The organism is Shinella sp. WSJ-2 (genome assembly GCF_003432075.1).
Lineage (GTDB): Bacteria > Pseudomonadota > Alphaproteobacteria > Rhizobiales > Rhizobiaceae > Shinella.
In genome coordinates this window covers 59,713-83,980 of sequence record NZ_QWBU01000006.1, presented here as the reverse complement: position 1 = coordinate 83,980, position 24,268 = coordinate 59,713, and the positions used below count along the sequence as shown (strand labels likewise).

20 protein-coding genes are annotated in these 24,268 nt (G+C 63.5%); 3 read left to right on the top strand and 17 right to left on the bottom strand.

The window, feature by feature from the left end; translation table 11 throughout:
* Position 1: 1 nt before the first annotated feature.
* Positions 2–1,102 carry an ABC transporter ATP-binding protein gene (locus tag D0Y60_RS15245; protein WP_117370819.1) on the bottom strand — a complete coding sequence of 367 codons (1,101 nt, stop codon included), beginning with the start codon at positions 1,100–1,102 and terminating at the stop codon, positions 2–4.
* Between the two features lie 258 nt (positions 1,103–1,360).
* Between D0Y60_RS15245 and D0Y60_RS15240 the strand changes: the two genes are divergently transcribed.
* Positions 1,361–2,047 (top strand): GntR family transcriptional regulator, encoded by a 687-nt coding sequence (locus D0Y60_RS15240; protein WP_117370818.1) that lies wholly within the window; start codon positions 1,361–1,363, stop codon positions 2,045–2,047.
* A gap of 86 nt (positions 2,048–2,133) precedes the next feature.
* A complete protein-coding gene (locus tag D0Y60_RS24875) occupies positions 2,134–2,295 on the top strand; it encodes a hypothetical protein (protein ID WP_199564202.1) in 162 nt (53 codons plus the stop codon).
* 6 nt (positions 2,296–2,301) lie between these two features.
* On the opposite strand, the gene D0Y60_RS15235 is transcribed toward D0Y60_RS24875, so the two are convergent.
* The 9 genes from D0Y60_RS15235 to D0Y60_RS15195 form a co-directional block, all read right to left on the bottom strand.
* Positions 2,302–4,290, bottom strand: a complete 1,989-nt coding sequence (locus D0Y60_RS15235) for an FAD-dependent oxidoreductase (protein ID WP_245409194.1) — start codon at positions 4,288–4,290, stop codon at positions 2,302–2,304.
* Between the two features lie 32 nt (positions 4,291–4,322).
* The gene (locus D0Y60_RS15230) at positions 4,323–4,682 is read right to left on the bottom strand and encodes a cupin domain-containing protein (RefSeq protein WP_117370817.1); all 360 of its coding nucleotides are present in this window, start codon (positions 4,680–4,682) and stop codon (positions 4,323–4,325) included.
* Positions 4,683–4,703: 21 nt separating this feature from the next.
* Positions 4,704–6,089, bottom strand: coding sequence for an FAD-binding oxidoreductase (locus D0Y60_RS15225; RefSeq protein ID WP_117370816.1), 1,386 nt, complete (start codon positions 6,087–6,089; stop codon positions 4,704–4,706).
* A 17-nt stretch (positions 6,090–6,106) separates the two neighbouring features.
* Positions 6,107–7,222, bottom strand: a complete 1,116-nt coding sequence (locus tag D0Y60_RS15220; RefSeq protein ID WP_117370815.1) for an ABC transporter ATP-binding protein — start codon at positions 7,220–7,222, stop codon at positions 6,107–6,109.
* A 2-nt stretch (positions 7,223–7,224) separates the two neighbouring features.
* A complete protein-coding gene (locus D0Y60_RS15215; protein ID WP_117370814.1) occupies positions 7,225–8,010 on the bottom strand; it encodes an ABC transporter permease in 786 nt (261 codons plus the stop codon).
* 3 nt (positions 8,011–8,013) lie between these two features.
* Positions 8,014–8,904 carry an ABC transporter permease gene (locus D0Y60_RS15210; protein ID WP_117370813.1) on the bottom strand — a complete coding sequence of 297 codons (891 nt, stop codon included), beginning with the start codon at positions 8,902–8,904 and terminating at the stop codon, positions 8,014–8,016.
* Between the two features lie 60 nt (positions 8,905–8,964).
* Positions 8,965–10,035 carry an extracellular solute-binding protein gene (locus D0Y60_RS15205; RefSeq protein ID WP_117370812.1) on the bottom strand — a complete coding sequence of 357 codons (1,071 nt, stop codon included), beginning with the start codon at positions 10,033–10,035 and terminating at the stop codon, positions 8,965–8,967.
* A 45-nt stretch (positions 10,036–10,080) separates the two neighbouring features.
* A complete protein-coding gene (locus tag D0Y60_RS15200; protein ID WP_117370811.1) occupies positions 10,081–10,698 on the bottom strand; it encodes an XRE family transcriptional regulator in 618 nt (205 codons plus the stop codon).
* A gap of 96 nt (positions 10,699–10,794) precedes the next feature.
* Entirely contained in the window at positions 10,795–12,846 is a 2,052-nt protein-coding gene (locus tag D0Y60_RS15195; protein WP_117370810.1) for an FAD-dependent oxidoreductase, read from the bottom strand.
* Positions 12,847–12,972: 126 nt separating this feature from the next.
* On the opposite strand from D0Y60_RS15195, the gene D0Y60_RS15190 reads away from it, so the two are divergent.
* Positions 12,973–13,587 (top strand): TetR family transcriptional regulator C-terminal domain-containing protein, encoded by a 615-nt coding sequence (locus D0Y60_RS15190; RefSeq protein WP_117370809.1) that lies wholly within the window; start codon positions 12,973–12,975, stop codon positions 13,585–13,587.
* A 42-nt stretch (positions 13,588–13,629) separates the two neighbouring features.
* Here the strand turns inward: D0Y60_RS15190 and D0Y60_RS15185 are convergent, their stop codons facing one another.
* The 7 genes from D0Y60_RS15185 to D0Y60_RS15155 form a co-directional block, all read right to left on the bottom strand.
* Positions 13,630–14,532, bottom strand: a complete 903-nt coding sequence (locus D0Y60_RS15185; RefSeq protein ID WP_117370976.1) for a siderophore ABC transporter substrate-binding protein — start codon at positions 14,530–14,532, stop codon at positions 13,630–13,632.
* 50 nt (positions 14,533–14,582) lie between these two features.
* Positions 14,583–15,416, bottom strand: coding sequence for a sugar phosphate isomerase/epimerase (locus D0Y60_RS15180; RefSeq protein ID WP_117370808.1), 834 nt, complete (start codon positions 15,414–15,416; stop codon positions 14,583–14,585).
* Positions 15,413–16,705, bottom strand: coding sequence for a DUF6005 family protein (locus D0Y60_RS15175; protein ID WP_117370807.1), 1,293 nt, complete (start codon positions 16,703–16,705; stop codon positions 15,413–15,415). Before D0Y60_RS15175 ends, D0Y60_RS15180 begins: the two co-directional genes overlap by 4 nt.
* Positions 16,702–19,695 carry an IucA/IucC family protein gene (locus tag D0Y60_RS15170; RefSeq protein ID WP_199564201.1) on the bottom strand — a complete coding sequence of 998 codons (2,994 nt, stop codon included), beginning with the start codon at positions 19,693–19,695 and terminating at the stop codon, positions 16,702–16,704. Before D0Y60_RS15170 ends, D0Y60_RS15175 begins: the two co-directional genes overlap by 4 nt.
* Complete coding sequence (locus tag D0Y60_RS15165) at positions 19,679–21,445, bottom strand: IucA/IucC family protein (RefSeq protein WP_117370805.1); 1,767 nt, start codon at positions 21,443–21,445, stop codon at positions 19,679–19,681. The genes D0Y60_RS15170 and D0Y60_RS15165 overlap by 17 nt, the downstream gene beginning before the upstream one ends.
* 90 nt (positions 21,446–21,535) lie before the next feature.
* Complete coding sequence (locus D0Y60_RS15160) at positions 21,536–21,823, bottom strand: DUF2218 domain-containing protein (RefSeq protein ID WP_117370804.1); 288 nt, start codon at positions 21,821–21,823, stop codon at positions 21,536–21,538.
* Positions 21,824–21,885: 62 nt separating this feature from the next.
* Entirely contained in the window at positions 21,886–24,213 is a 2,328-nt protein-coding gene (locus D0Y60_RS15155; protein WP_245409193.1) for a TonB-dependent receptor, read from the bottom strand.
* Positions 24,214–24,268: the final 55 nt, after the last annotated feature.

Here is a 24,268-nt window from a genome sequence, read left to right as displayed (position 1 = left end):
GTCAGTCCCTCAGAATTTGAGCGACGTCGTCGCTGAAGTCGATACCAACCGAGTCGCCCTTGGAGAAGCCGCAATCGCCGCTGCGGGCATTCTGCTGCCGCACCATGAAGCCGCTTCCGTCGTCGAGACGAATATGGAGATGCGTATCCGTACCCAGATAGACGATGTCGTGCACGGTACCCCGCAGGACAGAACCAGCGGCGGGCGCCGTAACGCGCGCATGTTCTGGACGGACGACGATCGTGACCTTGCCGCTGGGCGTCACGTCACCCGGGAATGTCGCTGGAATTTCCGAACCGGACGACAGCCGCACCCGCGCCTTGTTGCCGGATACCGAAAGCACGTCCACCTCCAGGAAATTGGTCTCGCCGATGAAGTCGGCGACGAAGCGCTCTGCAGGGCGATCATAGATATCCCAGGGCGAGCCGACTTGGCGGACTGTACCCGTCGACATGACCGCGATGCGGTCGGACATCGTCAACGCTTCTTCCTGGTCGTGCGTGACGAAGACGAAGGTGATGCCGGTTTCGAGCTGGAGACGCTTCAATTCCATCTGCATGGATTTGCGCAGCTTCAGATCGAGTGCCGAAAGCGGCTCGTCAAGCAGAAGCACCTTCGGCCGCGGCGCGAGCGCACGCGCAAGCGCCACGCGCTGCTGCTGGCCGCCGGAAAGCTGCGTAACGGGATTGTTGCCGCGTCCATCGAGATGAACGAGCTTCAGCATGTCCTTGACGACGCTGTCGATTTCCGACTTCGACTTTCCGAGCATCTTGAGGCCGAAACCGATGTTTTCGGCCACCGTCAGATGCGGAAACAGCGCGTAGTTCTGGAAGACGGTATTGACGGGCCGCTGGTTGGGCAGGAGGCGGGAAATATCCACGCCGTCGAGAAGGACTTGCCCCTCGGTCGGCAGCTCGAAGCCGGCAATCATGCGAAGAAGCGTGGTCTTGCCGCAGCCCGAGGGGCCGAGAAGGGTGAAGAATTCGTTCGAGCGGATATCCAGCGACACATTGTCGACAGCCTGGAAATTGCCGAACCATTTTTTAATGCCGTGCAGGCCTATGGCGCCGCCATGGGCTGCGGTCGTTCGGGTGTCAGTCATCGGTTCCCCGTTTGTGAACCGGCGTGCCCCGAGCGTCCTCTGCCCAAACCGCCGGCTGTCCTCTGTCCGGCCGCTGATCACGGCTCTTATGTGATAGGCTTGTCTTGCTTATGATCACAACAAACCATAATTTGATCAAATCTGTAAAGGGTGAATTTGAGCTTTGCGAGATTATCAGTTCTGCGTGCAAAGCTCAGAGAATTCAGCCCAGAGACGATAACCGGCATGGCCGGGTCCGACAGACGGGAGGATAACAGCATGCTGGTCGCAGCCGGGAGGGAAGCGTCCGAATCCGCCAAACAATGGGTCTACCGCGTATTGCGGCGAAACATCATGACGGGGCAGTTCGAGCCGGGCGAGCCGGTGACGATAAACGGCCTCGCCGATGCGCTCGGCGTCAGCGCGATGCCCGTGCGAGAGGCGCTGCACCGTCTCGTCGCCGACGGCGCGCTCGAACTTCTCGACAATCGCCGTGTGCGCGTGCCGGATCTCGATCCTCAGCGCTTCGAGGAGGTTCTGGAGGCTCGCATCGCGCTGGAGACCCGCGCAGCCGAACGCGCCATGCCCTTCATCGACGAGATCAGGCTGGCGCGTCTCAAGGCCTTCGATCAGCAGGCGGACCAAGCCCTTGCGGTCGGTAACTTCAAGCGGCTGGTGGAGGCGAATTTCGACTTCCACCGCTGTCTTTACGAGGCGCGGCCGGGTACCATCATGCTGCCGCTCATCGAATCCCTCTGGCTGCGGCTTGCCCCCTTCATGCGGCGCGCGGGCGAGACCCTTTCGCAGACCTACCAGGTCGACCGCCACGCCGAAGCCCTCGCCGCCATCGTCAGGCGCGATGGCGAAGCGCTCAAGGCTGCAATCGCCGCTGATATCCGGGATGGCACCGGCCATCTGGGCCGTGGTCATTTCGAGCGGATCAAGGCGCTCGGCAATCCGGGTTGAATGATCTTTTCGGCGGCCGAACGCTTGCAGTCGGCCCCGCACCACCGCTAAGTCTCTTGCCGAATCGAAGCGCGACGGAGGACGCCTTGAACGACAACAATGTTGTGAAATTCGAACCCCGCAAACCGAAGCAGGAAAAGAAGCCTGTCGCGCCGGGACCGAAAAAGGGACTGGCCTGGCTCGCCGTTGTCGTCGTGATTGCCCTTGTCTGGGCCTATTATCAGTTCGTCGCACCGGCAAACCTCTAAGCATCCTCATAGTCTGGCAGCCACCTTCAGGCCCTCATAAACGGCTTCTTCCGCCGTGCGCGGCGCCAGACTGTCGCCGATGACATGCACTTCCGACACGAGCCGCTGCAGGACGCTCGAGAGATCATCCACCGGCGCATGCCCGAGACAGAGAACCAGCGTGTCCACGTCCTCGAAGAGGATCGGCTGGTCGCTGGTCGTGTGCTGCATATAGACCGTGCCGCTGTCGCCGCCGTAAAGGCGTGCATAGGGTGTGACCCGCACGCCGATGCGATGCAGTTCGGCGGCGATGTTGTCGCGCACATAGAGCGGCAGCAACTCGCCGGGATGCGTGCCGTTGACGGCGAGGTCGACGCTGCAGCCCTCGGCGACGAGACGTTCGGCGATACCGGGGCCGATCCAGTCGCAGCGCCAGTCGACCACGACGACGCGGCTGCCGGTCTTCACCTCCTTGCGCAGCACCTGCCAGGCATCGACGACCTGAATGCTGTCGTCGATCGGCAGGTCCGGCCGATAGGGTTTCGCACCGGTGGCGAGGATGACGGCATCCGGCCGCTCCGTTTCCACCAAGGCCCTGTCGACCCGCACGCCGCGCTGCACACGCACATTGGCGAGTTCGACTTCTCGAGAAAGATTGGTGACGATGCCGCCGAATTCCGCGCGCCGGGGCAGAAGCTGGGCGAGCTGTGCCTGCCCGCCGAGCTGGCTCGCCGCCTCATAAAGGGTGACCTTGTGGCCGCGCGCGGCGGCAACAGCGGCGGCCTTCAGGCCGGCAGGGCCGCCGCCGACGACCATGACGGATTTCGGCCGGGCCGCCGGTTCGAGCGTGCCGAATTTCAGCTCGCGGCCGGTTTCGGGATGCTGGATGCAGGAAATCGGCACGCCGCGATGGAAATGACCGATGCAGGCCTGGTTGCAGGCGATGCAGGCGCGGATGTCGTCCATGCGGCCTTCCTGCGCCTTGCCGGGCATGTCGGGATCGCAGATCATCGCCCGCGTCATGCCGCAGACATCCGCCGAGCCATCCGCGATCACCGCGTCGGCCTCCTGTGGCTGGTTGATGCGGCCCGTCACGAAGACGGGAATACCGAGCGCCTTGCGGAAGCGCGCCGCGTCCCCTGCCAGATAGGCAGCGCGATAGGCCATCGGCGGCACGATATGCACGGCGCCGCCAAGCGACGCGGAGGTGCCGGTCGTAATGCTCACATAATCCAGCAGCGGCTCCAGCCGGCGGCAGATTTCCAGCGCCTCGTCATTGGCCAACCCCTCTTCATCACGTTCACCGGCGCTGATGCGCATGCCGATGACGAAATCCTCCGAGGTTGCGGCCCGCATCGCGGCAAGCGCCTCCTCGGCAAACCGCAACCGGTTTTCCAGCGAGCCGCCATAGTCGTCCCCGCGGCGATTGACGCGCGGATTGAAGAATTGCGCCGGCAGGTAGCCGTGGCTTGCGACGAACTCGACACCATCGACGCCCGCCTTATGCATGCGCCCGGCCGCTGACGCATAGCCGGCGACGATCTCGTCGATCATGCGCTTGTCGAGCGCGCGCGGCATCACGCGGAACCGTTCGTTCGGCGAGACGGAGGGCGCATAGGCAACGGTCAAAAGCCCATCACCACCCTCCATGATCTCGCGGCCGGGATGGAAAAGCTGCGAGAACAGCACGCAGCCCTCGGCATGACAGAGCTCGGCGAGACGGCGATAGCCGTCGATACAATCATCCTCCGTCGCCATCAGCATATGCGAGGTATAGCGCGCCGTCTCATGCACGCCCGCCACCTGGCTGACGATCAGCCCTACGCCGCCCTTGGCGCGGGCCGCGTGATAGGCAAGCAGCGCCTCGTTGACGAGCCCGTCCGTCGGCAGCGTCGTGTCGTGGCCGGTCGACATGATGCGGTTCTTCAGCACCACACCGCGGATTTTCAACGGCTGGAACAGATGCGGGAACGCGGATGGCACCACGGCGCCATCGGAAGGTTCGGTTTGCATCATCGGGATCCTCCTCCCAAACCTGTCAGGCAGCGTCAGACGTCGTTTGCAAGGAAGGTGTAGATCTTGCGGGTCTGCTCGTGAATCGTCCATTCGCCGCGCCAGCCGAGCGGCAGCGCGAACATTTCACCGGCCCCGATCTCCTGGGAGGTGCCGTCGCTGTTGTGCAGCGTCACGCGGCCGGTGAGCAGGTGGCAGACCTCGGCGTTCTGCGTGCGGTCGGCGGTGAAGCGGCCGGGCGTGCATTCCCAGATGCCGGTTTCCATCTTCGCGTTGGCGCTCGTCCAGAGCACGAGCGTCGCCTCCTTCTGGTCGCCCTCGATGGAGGTGGGCTTTGCCGCGAAGGCGCCAATATCGAGCTTCAGGAGGTCGCCGAAATTCTCAAAACTGATCATGGAAATATCCTTTGAACGGGGTCAGTGGCCGGTGATGCTGTCTGCAAGGCCGGCAAGTCTGGATGTATGTTCGAGACCCGCGAACTCGCGTTCGTCCGCCATGCGGTAGAGCTGATACATGGAATGTACGCCGAGCCAGCGGAACGGCTCCGGCTCCCATTTGCGCACGGTGCGGTTCACCCAGGGCAGGCCGGTCAGTTCGGTGTCGCGATTGAGCACCAGATCGGCCAGCGTGCGGCCGGCGAGGTTCGTGCTGGAGACGCCGAGACCGACATATCCGCCCGCCCAGCCGATGCCGCTGGCGCGGTCGAAGCCGGCCGTCGTGCACCAGTCGCGCGGCACGCCGAGCACGCCGCACCAGGCATGATCGATCTTCAGCGATTTCGTCTGCGGCAACAGCCGCGTCAGGATGGCATGGAGCTGGTCGATGGTCGCCTGCTGCGTACGGCCGTTGACGTCCGTCGCCGAGCCGAAACGATAGGGCACGCCGCGACCGCCCATGGTGATGCGGCCCTCGCGGGTGCGCTGGGCGTAGCAATAGGCATGCGCGGCATCGCCGAGCAGTTCATGACCATCCCAGCCGATCTCCTTCCACAGCGCCTCCGGCACCGGCTCGGTAACGATCTGCGCGCTGTTCAGCGGCAGCCAGGTGCGCTCGTGGCCGGGCAGGCCAGCGGTGAACCCTTCCGTGGCGCGGATGATGACGGGCGCGCGCACCGTGCCGCGGTCGGTCTCGACAAGGCCCTTCTCGAAGCGGGTGACGGCCGTGCCTTCGAAGATCGAGACCCCGAGCCCTTCCACCACTTTCGCAAGGCCGCGCACCAGTTTGGCCGGCTGGACGCGCGCCATGTCGCGAATGACGAAGGCACCCAGAACGTTGGCGACGCGGATGCGCTTCGCCGCCGCCTCGGCGGACAGCATTTCGATGCGCTCCGACGGCATCTCCCAGTCGAGATAGAACTGGTACTCCTCACGCGCCCGCTCGAGCTGCGGCTTGTTGGTGGCGAAGGTGATGTTGTCGACGCGCAGGATATCCGCATCGATGCCCTCCGCCTCAGTCACCCGGATCACCTCGTCGACCGTGCCGGCCATGGCGCGCTGCATGTCGACAACGGCGCCGCGGCTGGAGGTCTTGAGATACTTTTCACGCGACCAGCTGAAGCCGCCGGACAGCCAGCCGCCATTGCGCCCCGAGCCGCCGAAACCGGCGAATTCGCGCTCGACCATGACGATGTTGAGCGAAGGATCCGCTTTCTTCAGATAGTAGGCCGTCCAGAGGCCCGTATAGCCAGCGCCGATGATGCAGACATCGGCTTCGCGATCACCGGGCAGAGCGGGCCGCTTCTGCGGTATGCCGCCGATATCGGCATACCAGAAGGAGATGTTACCGTTGGTCTTGACGTCCATGGCAGGGGCTTTCGGGTTCAGGTCAGCGTCACGTCGGCGCTGGCGTCATCTGGGAGGAGGATGAGATCGGAGGGCAGGAAGGCGATATCGACGGTGTCGCAAATCCCGAAATCGGCCGCACCGAGCGGGCCGCGCACCACGGCGATCGTGCCGTCCGCCAGCCGCACCTCGTATTTCGAGCCGGAGCCGAGATAGATCGCTTCCGCAATCGTGCCGGTGAGGCGGTTTTCACCCGAAACGACATCCGCGCCGGGACGCTTCAGGGCCACCCGCTCTGGCCGAAGCAGGATTACCGGGCGGGCACCGCCGGCAAGGCGTCCATGGGCGATAACTTTCTGCCCGCCTGTGGTCATCACCGTTTCATCGCCTGAAATCTCAGCCGATCCGCGCAACACCGTGGATTCACCGATGAAACGGCCTACAAAGAGCGTTGCCGGACTATCGTAGAGTTCCCGTCCCGTGCCGATCTGCTCGATGCGGCCGCCGTTGAAGACGGCGATGCGATCGGAGAGGACGAGCGCCTCCTCCTGGTCGTGCGTCACATAAACGAAGGTTGTGCCGAGTTCGCGGTGGATGCGCTTTATCTCCAGCTGCAGCCACTCGCGCAGCTTCTTGTCGAGCGCGCCGAGCGGCTCGTCCATCAGGAGCAGTGGCGGATCGAAGACCAGCGCGCGGGCAAGCGCCACGCGCTGCTGCTGGCCGCCCGAGAGTTCGTTCGGGTAACGATGGGCGAAATCGGCCATTTTCACCATGTCGAGCGCGCGCTTGACGCGTGCCTCGCGATCATCGCCCTTGATGCCGCGCAGCGTCAGCGGATAGGCGACGTTCTTGCCGACGGTCATGTGCGGGAACAGCGCGTAGTGCTGGAAGACGACGCCGATATTGCGCTTGTGCGACGGCAGGCCGGTGACGCTCTTGCCGCCGATCTCCAGCGTGCCGGAGCTGATGTCGGTGAAGCCGGCGATCAGGTTGAGCGTCGTCGTCTTGCCCGAACCGGAGGGGCCGAGCAACGTCATGAACTCGCCGGGGCGAATATGGAGGTCGATATCATTGAGCGCCGTGAAGGCGCCGTAGCGTTTGGAGGCCTTGCGGATTTCGATCGCGGCACCGGCGGAACGTTGGGGAGCGTGCATGGTCAGGTCCTTCCGCGGCGCATGCCCAGGAGCAGGCCGGCGATGATGATGAGCGACGTGGCGATGAAAAGCAGCGTGCCGACGGCCGCGACGGTCGGATCGGCATCCCGCGTGATCGACGTATAAATCTGCACCGGCAGCGTCTTGAGATAGGGGCTGGTGATGAACAGCGCGACGATGATCTCGTCGAACGAGGTGATGAAGGCGAAGAGCGCGCCGGAGAGAACGCCGGGCAGGATGAGCGGCAGCGTCACCGTGCGGAACACCGTCAGGCGGCCGGCTCCAAGGCTTGAGGCCGCGGTCTCCAGCCGGCGATCGAAAACTTCGAGGCTCGCCTGCACCGCGATCAGCACGAAAGGGATGGCGAGCATGGTATGGGCCAGCACGAAGCCGGTGACGGTGCCGACAAGATGCGTGTCGAGATAGACGGCATAGATACCGATCGCCAGCACCACGCCCGGCACGACCATCGGCGTGATCAGCAGCGCACGCAGCAGGCCGCCGGTGCGCGCCGCCGCACGGCTGACGCCGAAGGCGGCAAGCGTGCCGATGACCGTTGCCACCACCGCGACGATGAGGGCGACAATCAACGAGTTGGAAAAACTGGTCGTCCAATCCGGGTTGCTGAAGAAGTTCTCGTACCATTGCCAGCTGAAACCGACCGGCGGGAAGGCGAGCGACTTGTTGCCGTTGAACGACATCGGGATCACGACGAGCGTCGGTGCAAGCAACAGGATCGCGACGAGCAGGCAGAAGAGACCGAGTAAAATGCGGGAGAACGACGGCATCGGTTACGCCTCCCTGCGCGAAGAGGTATGTTTCTGGCGCATCAGCGGGGCGGCCAGCGCGAGAAGCACGAAGGTCGCGACCAGCAGCACCACGCCCATGGCACCGCCACGGCCCCAGTTGAGCAGGCTCAGCACCTGGTTCTGCACCAGCGAGGACAGGAGAATGCTGCGCGGACCGCCGAGCAGGGCCGGCGTGATGTAGAAGCCGAGCGACAGGATGAAGACGATGATCGCGCCGGCATAGACGCCGGGCAGCGACAGCGGCACGTAAATCTGCAGGAAGGCCTTCCAGGGTTTAGCGCCCAGGCTGCGGGCGGCCTGCAACAGGCGCGTGTCGATACCCTTCATCACGGAGTAGATCGGCAGGATCATGAAGGGCAAAAGCACCTGCGTCATCCCGATGACGACGCCCGGCAGGGTGCGGATCAGCTTGACCGGCGACAGGCCGAGGCCGCGCAGGATGGAGTTGATGACGCCGGAATCCTGCAAAAGGATCACCCAGGCCAGCGTGCGCACCACGCCGCTCAGCCAGAAGGGCACGAGCACGCAGAGAATGAGCGCCAGCCGGACGTTCTTGCCGACGATGGTCATGGCATAGGCGTAGGGATAGGCGCAGATGAGGGAGACGAGCGTAACCCAGGCGGCGACGACGAAGGTCCGTTGCAGCACCGTGCGGTTCACCGCGGATTGGAAGAACCAGACGTAATTGTCGACGCCGACGGCGGGATCGGTGAACGAGCGCCACACAACGATGCCGAGCGGATAGGCGAGCACGACGAGCAACACCAGCACGGCGGGCGCAGCCAGCCAGACCGCACCGCGCGGCCGGAAACGGGACAGGAAGGCGGAGCGATCGACGGCACTCCGCAAGCCTTCATCATGTGTCGCGGTCATGGATATCTCCCGTTTGCGAGACAGGCCCGGCCGGAACCGGGCCTGCAATCACTCGGCGGCTCAGTTACCGGAAAGCAGCGCGTTCCACTTTTCGGCGGCGAGATCGAAATTCTTCACCCAGAACGGAATGTTCTGTTGATAGCCCTGTGCGATGCGCTCGGGCGTCGAGGTTAGGAATGCCGCCGTGGTGTCGTCGACCTTCGGCTTGGCGTCGAGGTTGATCGGCGTGTAGGAGGTCTTTTCTGTGAGCACCGCCTGGGCGTTCGCCCCGAGATAGGCGTTGAGCAGCGCGTAGGCCGCATCGGTATCCTTGACGCCGACCGGAATGGTCATCTGGTCCATGACGACCAGCCAATCCTGCCAGACCGGCGTATAGGCGGCGCCGTTCTTCACGGCGGTCATGGCGCGGCCGGTCCACATCATGATCATGTCGGCTTCGCCGGATTCAGCCAGCTGCTGGCTTTCCGCGCCGGTCTTCCAGTATATCGTGTCGGGACCGAGATCGCGCAACTTCTGAATGCCCTTTTCGATGTCGTCGGCCGTCATCGCCTTCGGGTCGCCGCCCGTCGCCTTGAAAGCCTGCTCGATCAGGCCGCCGGTCGGATCGCCCGAACCATCGATGGCCCGCGTGCCGGGAAACTTTTCCGTGTCGAAGAAATCGATCCAGTTCTTCGGCGGGTTATCCTTGTAGGTCTCGTTCTTGTACATCAGAACGACACCGTAGTTCATCGCCGGAACCGAGCATTCACCGACCTGGCCGGGCGGGATCTTGGAAACGTCGAGCTTGGAAAGATCGAGCTTCTGGAAGAGCGTGCCGCAATGCACATAGGGCGGCAGGTCGGCTGTATCGACCACATCCCAGGTGACGTTGCCGGCATCGACCTGCGCCTTCAGCTTGGCGATTTCGGTCGGGCCGTCGTTGAGCAGCGTCACGCCGGATTTGTCGACGAATTCCTTGAGGGCGGCGACCTGGCCGTCCTGATAGATGCCGCCATAGGAGACGAAGGTCAGCGTCTTGCCCTTGAGCGAACCTTCCTTCACCTCGCCGGCGACCGGCTTGTCCTGTGCGAATGCCGGCAACGCCAGGGCGCACGTCATCGTCAGGGCCAAGGCCCTCGCAAATTTCTTCATGTTGATACTCCCAGTAGCGCTCGCGTTCAGTTGTTCCTGCCTGGGCTACGAGCCGGGCCGGGGCAGGTATTTGTCGAGATCATCCGCGACGCTGGTCGGCGGCGCGATCATCCAGATGACTTCAGCGGTTTCCGTGCCGATATTGACGGTCTTGTGCGGAACCGAGCTTGGATATTCGATGCTGTCACCGGAGGACAGCACATGACGTTCCTCGCCGAGGGTAAGCTCCACCTCCCCGCGGATCACGAAAAAGAGTTCCTGCGAATCCCCGTGGCTATAGGGCTTTTCACCCGTCGAGCCACCGGGATCGAACTCGCCGATATAGACTTCCATGTCGCGGATCGGCCGCCGCGACAGGAGCATCTTGCGGTAGCCTTCCGCCGGCGGCAGGGCAGGGCGTTCGTCCTTGCGCAACACACGCCCAACCGGCGGCGAGGCGTCGTCGAACAGGTCCGTGAGGCTGATGCCGAGCGCACCGGCGATGCGCATCAGCGTGCTGATATTGACGCCGCTGAGACCGCGCTCGAGCTGGCTAAGGAAGCTTGCGGTCGTGCCCGTTGCATCACCCAGCGCCCTGAGCGACATGCGCCGGGCCGCGCGAAAGGCCTTGACCTTCTCACCAATGGCGGCCTGATTCTTCGTCGCTATCGCGATGTCGTCCATAGCCTCACTCCTCACTTAACAACATATTAAGTGGAGCTAGGATTAGCAATCATGAAATGGATTGCGACGCAGATTTTTTTGTAGGGCACGTGTCGATCAGCGATAGGCGTCGTAATCGTCGGCGTCGGTGCCGGCGAGCTTGCGGGCATAGAAATGTCCGGCATAGTTCGCGGCGGCGATGATGCCGGGCGCAAGACAGTCGCCGATCCGCTCCACGCTTTCGATGCCATGATCGGCCCAGGCGTCCGAAGCCGCCGACAGGTCACGCCAGAGCGTGGCAACCGGCAGGCGCGCCGTCACCGGTACTAGGGTGGAACAGACAATTTCGTGACGTTTGCCGGAATAGACGCATTCGACGCTCAGGACATCCGGCCTGAAATCGCCGAGCTGGTGCAGCAGGACGATGTTGATGCCGAGCTCGATCAGGCGGGTGTGCACCCGGCGCTGTTCCAGCGTGTGATCCGTAAAGGGCGCGACGACGGCGGCAGGCGTGACGAAGGTCACCTTTCGACCCGACTGCGCGATCAGTTCGGCGAGCACGCTTGCCATGTAATAGCGGTCGTCATCGAAGACCACGACGGGACCATCGTTCGGAAGGGCCGCCACCCCGCGCTCCAGAAGTGCATCGACACCGACGACGGCACTGCCCGACAGGAAGGGCAGGGGCGCGCGATGCGTCCTGCCGACACCGTCGGCGCGCCAGCGAGCGCCGGTGGCGATCGCCACATGCCGGATGCCGTAGGACAGCACGTCCTCGGCGGTAAGGGGACTATCGAGATAGAGTTCGACATTCGGGGCCTGCCGCAGCTGGGTCATGCGCCAGTCGCGCACGCGCGCCCAGGTCGCAAGTCCCGGCAGCTTCGCCTCCCTGGTGACGCGGCCACCCCATTCGCGCCCGGCCTCCGCGACAGTGACATCGGCGCCGCGCTGGGCAAGCGCGCGCGCAGCCTCGAGCCCTGCCGGTCCCCCGCCGATGACGAGCACGGCTTCCGGCTTTGCAAGCGACGGGATGATTTCCGGATGCCAACCCTTGCGGCCTTCCTCGCCGACGGTCGGGTTCTGCGTGCAGCGCATCGGCACGACCGTGTTGTCGCCGGCCGTACAGATGTTGCAGCCGATGCATTCCCGGATGTCGTCGATGCGGCCCTCTTCGATCTTCTTCGGCAGGAAGGGATCGGCAATCGAGGGGCGGGCGGCACCGATGAGGTCGAGCACGCCAGTGCGGATCGCGCGCACCATGGCATCCGGCGAGGTATAGCGGCCGACGCCGACGACAGGCTTCGTCGTCACCGTCTTCACGAAAGCCGTATAGGCCTCCTGAAAACCCTCCTGCGAGAAGCGCGCGGTCTGGCTGTCGTTCGACCAGTTGGAGAGATTGACATCCCAGAGGTCTGGCTCTTCGGCCAGCGCGGCGACAACATCGCGACCCTCGCCATCGTGCTGCAAGCCGTCAGCGCCCAGCAATTCCTCGACGGCGAAGCGCACGGCGATGGCGCAGCGGTCGCCGACGGCATCGCGCGTATCTGCCAGCACTTCACGGAACAGCCGCAGTCGGTTTTCGAAACTGCCCCCATATTCATCGGTGCGGCAATTATGCCGTTGCAGCAGAAAGTGCTGGAGGAGCGTCATGTCGTGGCCAGCATAGACATAGACGATGTCGAAGCCGGCGCGCTTGGCCCGGAGCGCCGCATCGCGGTGCCACTTTCTAAAGGCAGCGATATCGGCCTTGTCCATGGCCCGCGCCTGCACCGGGTCCTCCACATCCACGACCATGTCCGAAGGGCCGTAGGGCGCAATGCGGGTCAGTCGGTTGGCGGTGTGGATGCCGTTGTGCACGAGCTGGATCGCCGCAAGGCTGCCATGTGCGTGCACGGCCTCCGTCAGCTCCGTCAGCCGGTCGATATCGTGATCGTCCCAGATGCGCTGCTGGTTGGAGGGCGAGATATCGGAGGAGGGGTGGATTTCCGTTTCCTGCGTCGAAACCACGCCCCAGCCGCCTTCCGCCTTCATCCGGCGAAGTGCCAGGTCCGCCTCGGGATAGCGGTGGCCCATGCCGCTGCAATGCGGCACTTGGTAGAAGCGGTTGCGCGTGATGAGCGGGCCGAGGCGGACCGGCTCGAACAGGATGTCGTAACGTGGATCGCGCATGGTCTTCCTCCCCTTGCACCGACATTTTCGCTATACACTTGCATAGCGCTATGCAAGTGTATAGCGGGAAAATTCAGAGATTGTGGCGGTTTCAGGCTAAGAGGCTTGGATGCAGGGAGCTTGAACATGACAGGCAACGACGACGTGCCCGATAGCGGAAAACAGCGCGACCTCATCGAGGCGACGCTGGAATGCATTGCCGAACTGGGTATCCAGGGCACGTCCGTGCGTGCCGTCGCGGCGAAGGCAGGGGTCTCGAACGGCCTGATCCGGCACCACTTCGACGCAAAGGCGAACCTCATCCTCTCCGCCTACCGCCGCACCATTGCGCTGATCACCACCAATTCAATGCGTGAACTGAATTCAACGGAGGGACCACCGCACACCCGGTTACGCCGTTTCATCGTCGCGACACTCGACACGCCCGCTTCGAATGCGCGTCTCCTGTCGCTCTGGGCGACCTTCGTCAGCCAGAGCCGAGTCGATCCGCAGATCGCCGCCGTGCGTGAGGAAAGCTATCTGGCGCTGCGCCGCGCCACCGAACCGCTTATTGCCGCCGTCCTCGCCGCCGAGGGGCGACGACTTTCGGTGGAGGAGGTGGAGAACACCACCGTTACCGTTCATGCGATGCTCGACGGCCTCTGGATCGAGGCCGGCCTCAGCCAGTCGCCCGAAGGCGTGGAGCGGCTGATCGCGCTCGGCATCCACTCCATCGAGAAACTGCTGGATATTCGGCTTTGACAAATTCGGAGCCGGCATCCACGGAAACAACAGAACGTGGCGTCAATCCGCTGCGCCAAAACCCTTCGTGATCGCTTCGAAGACCCGCACCATTGCCTGCGCGCCACCGGCAGCGATGTAGAAATCACCGGACGGCAGATAGACTACCTGCCCCTTCTGCCATGCCGTCGTTGTAGCCACGAGTTCGTTTTCCAGCGTCACCTTGGCGTTCTGCTCGCCCGAGCCGACGGCCGCAGCGCGATCGAGCACGATCAGCCAGTCCGGATTGGCCTTGCGAATGAATTCGAAGGAGACGGCCTCGCCATGGGTTGCGGCCTCAACATCCTCGATGGCTGCCGGCAAGTCCAGCGAGCGATGCAGCCAGCCGAAACGCGATCCCGGTCCATAGGCCGAGATCTTCGGGCCGTTGGTCATCACGATCAGTGCCTTGCCCTTGCCGGCCACCGCAGCGCGGGCCGCAGCCGCCGCCTTGTCCAGCTCGGCGCGCGCCTCAGCCGCCGCGGCTTCCCTGGCGAAAAGTTTTCCATAGGTCTCAATACGCGCCCGCGCCTGCTCCAGCAGATCGTCGCCATCCATCGTCATGTCGATGGTCCGGGCAACCTGCGCTGCGGCATCGACCTTGGTGGAGGAACGGCCACCGAGGATGATGAGGTCGGGCGCGAGCGCGCTCAACGCTTCCAGATCCGGTTCGAAAATATCGCCGACAGGCGTGGACTTCTCCTTCAGACCGGTGAGTTCAGGCAGGTAGAGATTGCCGGGCAGGCCCGCCATATTGACGCCCAACCGATCGAGCGTATCGACGGCCGCGATGTCGAAGACGGCGACCGTGCGAACCGGTATAGCAACATTCTGGGGACCGGCCGCCGTGGCAACCTCCAACTCGGCGGCAGGAGCAGCGGTGGCGCTGAACAGCATCAGGGCCAAGAGGGCAAAGAGTTTACGCATGAAGGTCTTCCTCGGCGGCACGGCGTGCGGCATCGTTTCGTTCGCGGTGTTCAGCTTGCAGTTTTCAGCAAGATGGCACCGGCTTCGGTGAGTTTTTGGCGGTCATGGCGCAGCACATCCAGGCAATCGGCACCGAACCATTCCAGCGAGGCCTCGACCGTGCCATCGCCTGCCAGTTCCTCCAGGAAGGGCGTATAGTCCACGGCCCCTTCGAACAATCGCGTCATGCCCTCGCGCCGGCCGGCCGGGGCATAGACATTGGCCGGCTCGAAGACCGCGAGGTCGGCGCGGGCGCGAATGTTCTTGAAATGATAGTGGCGGACATGCGGCCGGATCCGCCGATGGAAGGCAACCGGATCGTCACCGCCTTCCCAGACATGCAGCGTATCGAAATTGATGCCGAAGGCGGGATGGTCGACCTCTTCGAGCAATTGCAGCGTCGATGCCCCGCAATCCGCCAGCGTGTTCGGATGGGTTTCGGCAAGCAGCGACAGGCCGTGATCGGCGGCAAGCGCGGCGAGATCGCGAAGCCGCGCCGCGATGAGGCGACGCTCCTCCGCATCGGTCTCCACACTCGCCTTGCGGCCGGCAAAGGTGCGGATCTTGCGCGCCTGCCAGCGGCGCGCCATCCGCACCAGCGTAAACATGCGCCGGCGCAGCTCCACCGGATCGGCGTCGAGCGGCAGGTAGTCGCTGACCATGGGAACGTGCAGGCCGAGACCGGCAAGCCATTCGCCATTGCGCTCCGGACGATGGTCGAGGCTGCGGGCATGCACGCCCCAAAGTTCGATACCATCGAAACCATTGGCGCGGGCGAAGGCCGCGATCTCGTCCAGCGAAATCAGGTGGTGACGAAACGTGATGGTGCAAAGGGAAAGTCTCATTGCGCGGCTCTCCCGGTTTCCAATCCATGCCCGGCGGGGAACCGCTTTGCGCACCACTGCTCGAAAATCGCACCCAGCTTGTGTTTCAGTTTGAACTCCTGTGCGTCGATCTCGTCGATGCGTGTGAGCACGGCGTCGGCCAGGCCGGCATCGGCCGTCTGTCCAAGCTTCATGCAATCGTAGTGCAGGGTCTTCAGAAGCTGGATCAAAGTCTCGATCTCGTCGCACCATTGATCAAACTCCGCCGCCGGCAGTTTCAGCGCGCGCCAGAAATAGGCAAAGCCGTGCTCATAGGCATATTTGCGGATTGTGATGACCGGCAGTTCGCGCATCGCCAGCGGCAGGTCGCCCAGGGTCAACCCGTCACGACCAGCAAGATGCGCCTTCACGATGTCACGCAGGCGATCGGCCAGCGGGTTGTCATGCGGCCGGAAGCAGGCCTCGAAATAGTCGCGCACATCCGCGTCGTCGGGCGCATGCGCCGTGCTTCCGTCGAAGGCATAGCCACCGGCGACCGTCGGCTGGCGCACGGCGTTCAGCACGGTTTCGCGGGCGATCTCACCTTCCCAGCGATAGTCCGGATCCAGCACGCTGAACATATCGGGGTTTTCCGACGTCTCCAGCATCAGATAATGCGGGAAGGGGTTCTGGTTGAATTTGTTCTCGCGCTCGGGGAGGTGGAACATGTCGAGCATGACCATCACACTCCCCTCTGTGGGTCGTTGCGCGATGCGTGTCAGGAGCGTTTCGATATTCTCCTCTTTCGAGCGTGCCGCGTCGTACCAATCCTCGATTGCAACGCCATACAGCCGCTCGAACCAGGCCTTGAAGAAATCCTGCGTGATGCCGGGGCCGTGATAGAGCAGCTGCGCCCGCTCGCTGACGGCAAAGGGCGTATCCCAGATGCCGAAATAGAACGGCCGGTGATCGAGCTTGCGCTTCTTCAGCCCATCGCACAGGCAGCTGACGAAGCAATGGACCTTGATGTCGTAATCGAGTTCGCCGTGCACCCCTTCGCCGGCGACCGGCGCCGGGGCCGCGCCGTGACCACGGGCCAACAGGGCGGCAAGGTCCGCGACCGTGGCGATGTCCTGCCGGCTGATCAGCTCTTCGGGCACATCGAGGCCGAACTCGAGCTCTAGATTGAGGAAGATGTGCAGGATCAGCACGGAATCGAGATAGAGATCCTCGTTCAGGCGCGCCTCCGGCGCAAAGCCCGCTAGATGCGGATGACTCATATGCTGATCGAGAACCGTGCGGATAGCGGCGATGATTTCAGCTTCGCTCATTCGGCGGCCTCCTTGTTCAGGATGAATTCACCGGCGGCAAAGCGCGCGGCGACCTCGCGCCGGCTGATCTTGCCGTTCGCCTGCCGCGGCACCGTATCGACCTGCACGATCTCGGTCGGCAATTGATGGGAGGAGAGACGCGGCATGCACCAGGCGCGGATATCCTGCGGCGACACGGCATCCGTAGCGGAAAAGATGAGCCCGACCCGCTCGCCGGCAAAACGATCCTCGCGGCGGAAGGCGACCGCGTCCGTGATGCCGGGCATCGTCATGACGGCCTCTTCGACCTGGGCCGGATAGACGTTGAGGCCGGAGACGTTGATCATGTCGTCGAGCCGCGAGACGAAGACGAGCATGCCATCAGCGCGGCGATAGCCGAGATCGCGCGTGGCGATCGGGCGGCCGTTGCGTGTCACGACGATCTCGCCGGGCTCATCGGCGTCTGCACCGGTTTCAAGCGTAAGATGCGGCAGCACATAACCCATGTCTCCGGCAGCCGTCAGGTCCGGGTTGATCGCAATGCAGCCGGCTTCCGAGCAGCCATATTGCTGGAAGACATGCTCGGCCTTGGCGCGGATCGCGCCGAACCAGGCCTCCGGCAGCAAGGTGCCTGACGTCATCACCGCATGCAGCTTCTCCTCTTCGGGCATCAGGCGGGCCAGCGTGTGCAGGATCGCGGGCGAGGAATAGAGCAGGGGACGCTCCGTCTCGCGCAGGCGGCGCAGCAGATATTTCGGGTTTGCAGTGTTGAGAATAAGCGGCGTCTGACCACGTTCGAGCGCCACGAGGATGCCGCAGATCAGGCCATAGGAATGGGTGGTCGGGCAGGCGATGACGGGTGTCATCGTCTCGGGTTCGCGGAAGGTATCGACATAGCTGCGCACCTCCGCATCGATCTCCGACCACCTGCGCGCGATGCATTTCGGTGCACCCGTCGTGCCGGAACTCATCTGCAGGAGCTGGCCTTCGCCGCCGATGCGCTCGCCGATCTCTTCCGGGATCGTGCTGTTATAGTAGAGCCGGTCGCAGCCGGCGGCGCGGGCAAGCTTCAGGGCCGCCTCATAGGGCGTGCCCGGATGGATCGGCAGCACGCTCGCGCCGCGGGCGCGGATGGCGAAGAAAAGCGCGAGCCAATCGGCCGTTTCGGGAAAGCACACGGCCAGCCGTCCGCCCGCCGCGCGGTCGAGGCCGGCGGCATCGGCCATGGCTTCGATACGGTCCTGGAATTCGGCCCGGCCATAGGCGCGGTCGTCGATCTGCAGCATGGGTCCTCCAGTCACCCGCTTCTCGGGCGCAAAGGGATTGGGGATGGCGTGGTGATATTCGGACGCGGCCTGAAGCAGCTTGCGCACCATCAGCGATTCCGTGCGGATGGTGCGGGCACGGTGCCCGAGCCTGGCCTGGCGTTCGGCCATGCCCTGCTCGACGGCATAGGTTTCGAGACGCTGGCCGATCTGCGCCCAGAGCGCATCTTCTTCGGCATAGCCGGCGGCATCGAGGAGATGCGTGAGGTCGGAGAGATTGTGGACGAAGAGCGTGTCCATGACGAGCTCGCGCAGCATGTCGAGCGCGTTCGTCCAATAATAATCGTCCGGCTCGCCCGCCGCGTAGGCGGGATACAGCGAAGCGAAATCAGGCGCCAGCTGCGGATCGCGCAGGAAGGCCGGCGCATATTCCGTGCTTTCATGGAAATCGCGCACGATCAGCCGCACGGGCCAGCCATCGCGATGGACGAGCAGCATGTTTTGCGCATGGGCCTCGACCGCGATGCCGTGTTTGACCAGCAGGTGCCAGACGGGAAGGACCGCGACATCAATCAGACGCGAAAACCAGGCCTCGACGCCGTGGCGGTCAAGCCAAGGTGCAATGAAAGCCATTCCGTCCGCCTCGAATACGGCCAGCGCGTTGAACGGCACGACGGCCTCGCCGGGAAGCAACGTCGCCTCCGCGCTGTCCCGCCAGATCGCAGCGATTTCACCGGCGAGTGGCCCCTCACGATCGGCGATGATGCCGGCATATTCCTTGAGGATCGCCAGTGGATATCGATCCGCAAAAACCGGATCACTTTTCACGACGCGGTCAATCCACGCCGAAAGCACGGGCGCCGTGCAGACGGAATGCGGTGCGAGCGTGCGGCGAGAGGACGTGTTGACGATGCCGAGCGCCAGCTTGACGCTTGCCCGCTCCCGCGCGTCGACATTGTGCAGCGAGCGCACGGACTGGCTTGCGACATAGCGGTCTCCCGCCGGGCCGAGGAAATGCGCCTCGCCGGAGCCTAGCCAGGCGGCAAGCCGATCGTCCTTCAGGTGATCCCATTGCCAGGGATGCAGCGGCAGGAGGCCGAAATCGGCAGCGGCGAGCCCAAGCGCCTCGCGGCGGGATTGAAGGTCGGCATAGGTTTGCGCACCGAGCTCCGCGAGCCAGAAGGCATCCTCTTCAGCGGGCAATGCCTGCCGCAGGTGCCGGCGGGCGACGAGCAGCCAGACAAGACGGAACGGCGTGCCCGCCTCCGGCCCATAGGCCCTGTTATCGTCAGGCGTAAAGCCGGCGCGCGCCTTGTAGCAGGGATGATAGGGATGGCCTTCGTCAAGCGCGCCTTCGATGCCGGCGAAAGACATCGCGCGGCGATCGCGCGGCGGGCATTCGCTGCGGTTCCAGCGGGCGAAGGCGATGGTCAGTTCCAGTTCGGAAAGCAGCTTTTCGCGGTTTTCCAGCGAGCCGGGCAGGCCAGCGACGACATCCGAAAGACCGGCGGCTACCCAACCGTCCGCATCTCGGCACTCCACGGAAAAGGGCTGGATGCGCGGCCGGCCGAAGGGCCCGATACTGGCATGGCAACGATAGGCGCGGTCGCCGAGATGCCAGACCAGGCGCCCGGGTTCGTCAGGATCGCGTATCGGCGCCACGAGTTTTTCGAAGATGAGCGCGGCGACGAGCTGGCGCAGGACGCGGTCATCGGGCCGGTTTGCGTCCTCAAGAGGCAATGGCATGGCCGACCCTTTCCGCCGCGCCGGCATTCCACAGCGGATTGGCAATGCGGCGATAGAGCGAGCGCGTCTCCGCCGCCTGCAGTTCGTCGACGCCGAAGAGCCGCGCCCTGAGGTTCGCCTTGGCGGCGATGGTCGGGGAATGGATGAGGCTTTCGGCAAAACGCCGTCCGGCCCCGGAAAGTGTCCGCGCAAGATTTTCAAGCCGCCGATGGAGGATGCCCAGCAACACCGCTTCATCGGCAAGGCCATCGTGAACCATGCGCGAAATGACGGAAAAGATCTGGTTGACGACGGCATAGTAGGCGAAGCGATCGTGGATATCCGCCTCCGGGAAATAGAGCCCGTCGATCGTCTCCATTTCCGGTACGAGCCGGCCGAGAGAGGCGCGATGCCGCTCCGCAAGATAGAAACCCTGATTGTCGCGATAGTAGTAGGCGGAGGGGAAGCCGCTCGACAGATCGAGCAGGCTGTTCTGCTGGTGAGCTTCGAGCGCGATGCCGAAATCGTCGTAAAGCGCCAGCAGGGGATCGAGTGCGTGGTCGAGATAGCGCTCGAACCAGATGGCTGCAATGCGCGGAAGGTCCCACGCGTTGCCTGCTGAAAGCCGTCGCAGAATGGCCTCAAGCAACGAAACCGCGCCAGGCAGGGGATCGGCCGTCAGCGCGGCGAGTGTGACGATCCCCCGGTCGCGTCCAGCCCGGAACGGGTTTTCGCGCACGATCACCTCGAATCCGCTTTCCGTCCTGCCGGGCAAAGCGAGCGAGATATGCGCGGGATCGCGCACGATGTGAAAACCCGGATAGCGGCCGGCAATACCGGCGCGGTCGACAAGGCGCGCGATGGCGACGCCCGCCTCCAGCTCATGCAGCCGGTTGACGCGCAGCGAATTGGTAATGCGCACCGGAAGCGAGAATTTCAGCATGAAGGACAGGGCCGCATTGTAGACCGTGCGCACCGAGGAGGTCGGGGCGAAACGTGGACCGCGCGGACCAAGCGGCCGCAAGGCGCCATCGTCGATCAATGCCTGCACCGCCGGATCGAGCAGCAACGCCTCGGCCTGCAATGGATGCATCGGCAGGAGGGTTTCGCCGGCGGCGAGCGGCGCATCCGGCGCGAGGGAACGTACAATGTCTGCAGCCCTGCGGCCTATGGCGCTATCTTCACGAACGATTTCCTGCGCCACCGCAAAATAGGAGAGGGGAAAATCGCCGCCGAATTCGGGCGCATAGGTTCCCTGTTGCCAGAAGCTCATGCCCTCGCGGCTCTTTGGCGTCGGATGCAGCCAGTGGCCATAGGCGAGGCCGCGCTCCGCATCGAGGAACGTAAAGCTGTCGGCAACAAGCGGACGGGCAGCGGAAAGGTTTTCCGCCGTGCCCTGATAGCTCTGCATGATGCGCAGCATTAGCCCGAGTTCAAAGGCACGCGCGCTCTCCCGCTTCTCCCCCTCGAAAAGCCGGCAGGCATCCTGGACCAGAAAGGGCAGGGCACTCATCGGCTCGACGCCGCGCCATTGCAGATCGACACCCGGACGCATCCAAATCCTGCCGAAATGCACCGGCCCGCACAGGGACCGGGACGTGATCTCGGCACGCAGCACGAGGCGCTGGCCGGCCAGCGTCCATTCGATGCAGTCGACGCTGCGCGCACCATCGCGATGGGTGACGGAAATGCCGGGATTGATCTCGCGGAGGTAGCAGTTCGCAAAACTCTGGAACGTTGCTGCTTCGGCAGCCTGTTGTACGGAAACCATAGATCACCTGAAACGCCGGCCTGCGGCTGCGCTGTTGACGCGAGCCGAGCCGAAAACTGACGACGGAATGTCAAAATATCGAGCGTGTGCTCAGGTGACGGCGCGCCACGTGAAGGGCGGCGGGGCCTCGCGGAAAGCGAAGCGCAGGAGATGATCTTCTATGACAGCCTTGGTTTCGCGGAGACCGTCTGCGTCCGCGGCGGCAACGTGGATGTCGAGGCCGTTGTCCCTGACGGTCAGCACGGAGGTGCCGCAGGAGAAGCGGCATTCACCGCTGGTATCGCCAAGGGCGACATCGACCTTGTGCGCGAAATGTTTGCAGAGCTGTTGCAGATACTTTGCGCTGTTTTCGGATTCAAATCGGGTGGTGGCTTCCATGAGGGTCCTCCTCTTTCCGATGGTCCGTTCCCGGCGGCACCGTGCCGCCGGGAACGATGGCATTAGAAGGTGGCGCGCAGGCTGACGATGAACGAGCGGCCTGGCTGATGGAGCGGATCGACCACGCCGAACTCCTGGCCGTAGGTGGCACGATCCGAATAGACCTCGTTGAAGATGTTCTTCACATCGGCGCGCAGCGTCAGGTTCTTGTGGCTTTCCGGCTTGTACTCGACATAGGCGTTGACCACCTTGTAGGCCTCATAGGGCTTGTAATTGGGCTCACCAGCCGGCGCCTTCGGCAGCTTGTCGTATTTCGGTGCGAACTCGATGTCGCCGCCGACGGTCAGGCCATAATCGGCAAAGGTGTGGGCAGCTGTCAGCGTGATGATCCTGCCGACTGGGGTGGTGAGATAGGTGCCCGTATCGGAATCGGCCGGCTGGCCATCGATCAGCGTATCGATGTCGACATATTTCACGCGGACGAAGCCATCGGTCCATTCGTAGCCGGCAGCGATGGAGTAACCTTCGGACTCCACTTCGCGCGCCGTATAGGCATTGGCGTAACGGGCGTAGCGCGCGTTCTCCATATCCGTGCGGAAAATCGAACCTTCCAGCGTGAACCCGTTATAGGTTGCGGCAAGACCCACATTGTAGTTGTTGGAGGTCGTCGGCTCCGGCTTCGGATCATAGGTCCAGGCCGGGTTCATGATGAAGTTTTCCGCCAGCGGAATGCCCGACCAGACATGCGAATAGCCTGCCTTGGCCGTCAGGAAATCCTCGATGAGATCATATTCACCCGAGATATTGCCGCTAAGGCCGGCATTATCGAATTCCTGCCCGCCGGTGCCGGTGAACCACTGCTGGTCCGCGCGGCCGCCGAAGGACAAACGCGTACGGTCGAACGGCTCGAGACGGGCCTGCACATAGGCGCCGACATTCTGCGCCTTTTCCGTGCCCGGCTCGTAGAGATCGTCGAGTTCCGCACGGTCGCTATAGAAATCGACGCCCGCCGTCACCGTACCGATGCCGGTGTGGAAACGGTTTTCGAACTTGCCGTTGAACGTCGACGTCGCACCTTCGATCTCATAGGAGACCGGGCCGGTGCCGGGTCTCGGATAAACCGTCGTGACGACGTCGGTCGTGCCATAGGCCAGGACGACTTTCGGATCCCACCATCCCTCGGGCGTCTCATCGGTATAGGTAAAGACCGTGTTGTTCCGGTCCAACTGATAGTCACGGATGATCGGTTCCCAGGGCTTGGCACCGTCGGTGTTGAGCATGTTGGCGCGGAAAGGACGCGGCGCGGCATCCTTGATGCTTTCGTGGCTGAGTTCGATACGATCGCCGCTTTCAAATTCGTAGGCGACCTTACCCAGGCCACTCAGCAGGTTCGAACGGGTGCCCGGCATCTTGTCGCCATTGCCGTCGGAGAATTCGCTGCCCTTGCTGAAGTTGAAGTAGCCGAGATATTCAAAGCCCTGGTGAAGACCATAGGCGGAAACACCGGTCCCGAAGACGCCGCCATTCGAATTGTACGTCGAATTGACGAAGCCGCCGAAACCATCGCCGTCGAGCAAGTCGCGCGCATCCTTCGTCTCATAGGCGATGGCGCCGGCAAGCGCGCCCGGACCGGCATCGGCGGGGGCGACACCCTCGTCGACGCTGACGGCCTTCAGAAGGGCGGGGTCGATGAGCGTCGTGGCATTGTGGTGGAACACCTTGTTGTTCTGCCGGCTGCCGTCGATGGTTACAGCGAGGTTGTTCTCCTCGATGCCGTTGACATAAACTTTCTGCGACATCGGAAGCGACGAGCCGACCTTGACGCTTGGCTCCTCGCGGAAGACGTCCTGAAGGTTCGAGGGGTTCTTGCGCTCGAGATCTTTGGCTGTGATGTTGACTTCAGCAACATCACCTTGACCGACGCCGTCGCCTTCCACCGTCACCTGCTGCAGCGTCGTCGAGCCGTCCTCGACCGAGCCGGTGACGAGCGGCGACACATGTTTCGGCGTCACGATCGCCGTGCCCTCGGGCGTGATCGAATGGCGCACATCGGTGCCCCGAAGCAGGGCGGCCAGCGCCTGTTCCGGCGTATAGCTGCCCTTGATCGCCGTCGAGGTGACGCCGCGCGACGTGGCGGCGGCAAGCGAAACCTGCAAGCCCGACTGGCGGCCGAACGCATTCAGCGCGCTCGCCAGGGATTGCGCCGGAATATCGAAGACCATGGCGCCGGTGCGGGCGGTCTTTTCCTGTGCGGCAACTGGCTGAAGTGCGGCCTGCGGCAGGCTGAAGAGAAGTGCCGCAGCCGTGGAAACCATGAGCTTGGCGAAGAAGACATTGCGAACCCGCGCCCCTGCACGCGCTCCGTTCATTCGATCGATATGCAAACGCATTTTACCCCCGGTGTCATACCCTGGGACGCGCCGCCCCGGCGCGCATTCCCGGTGC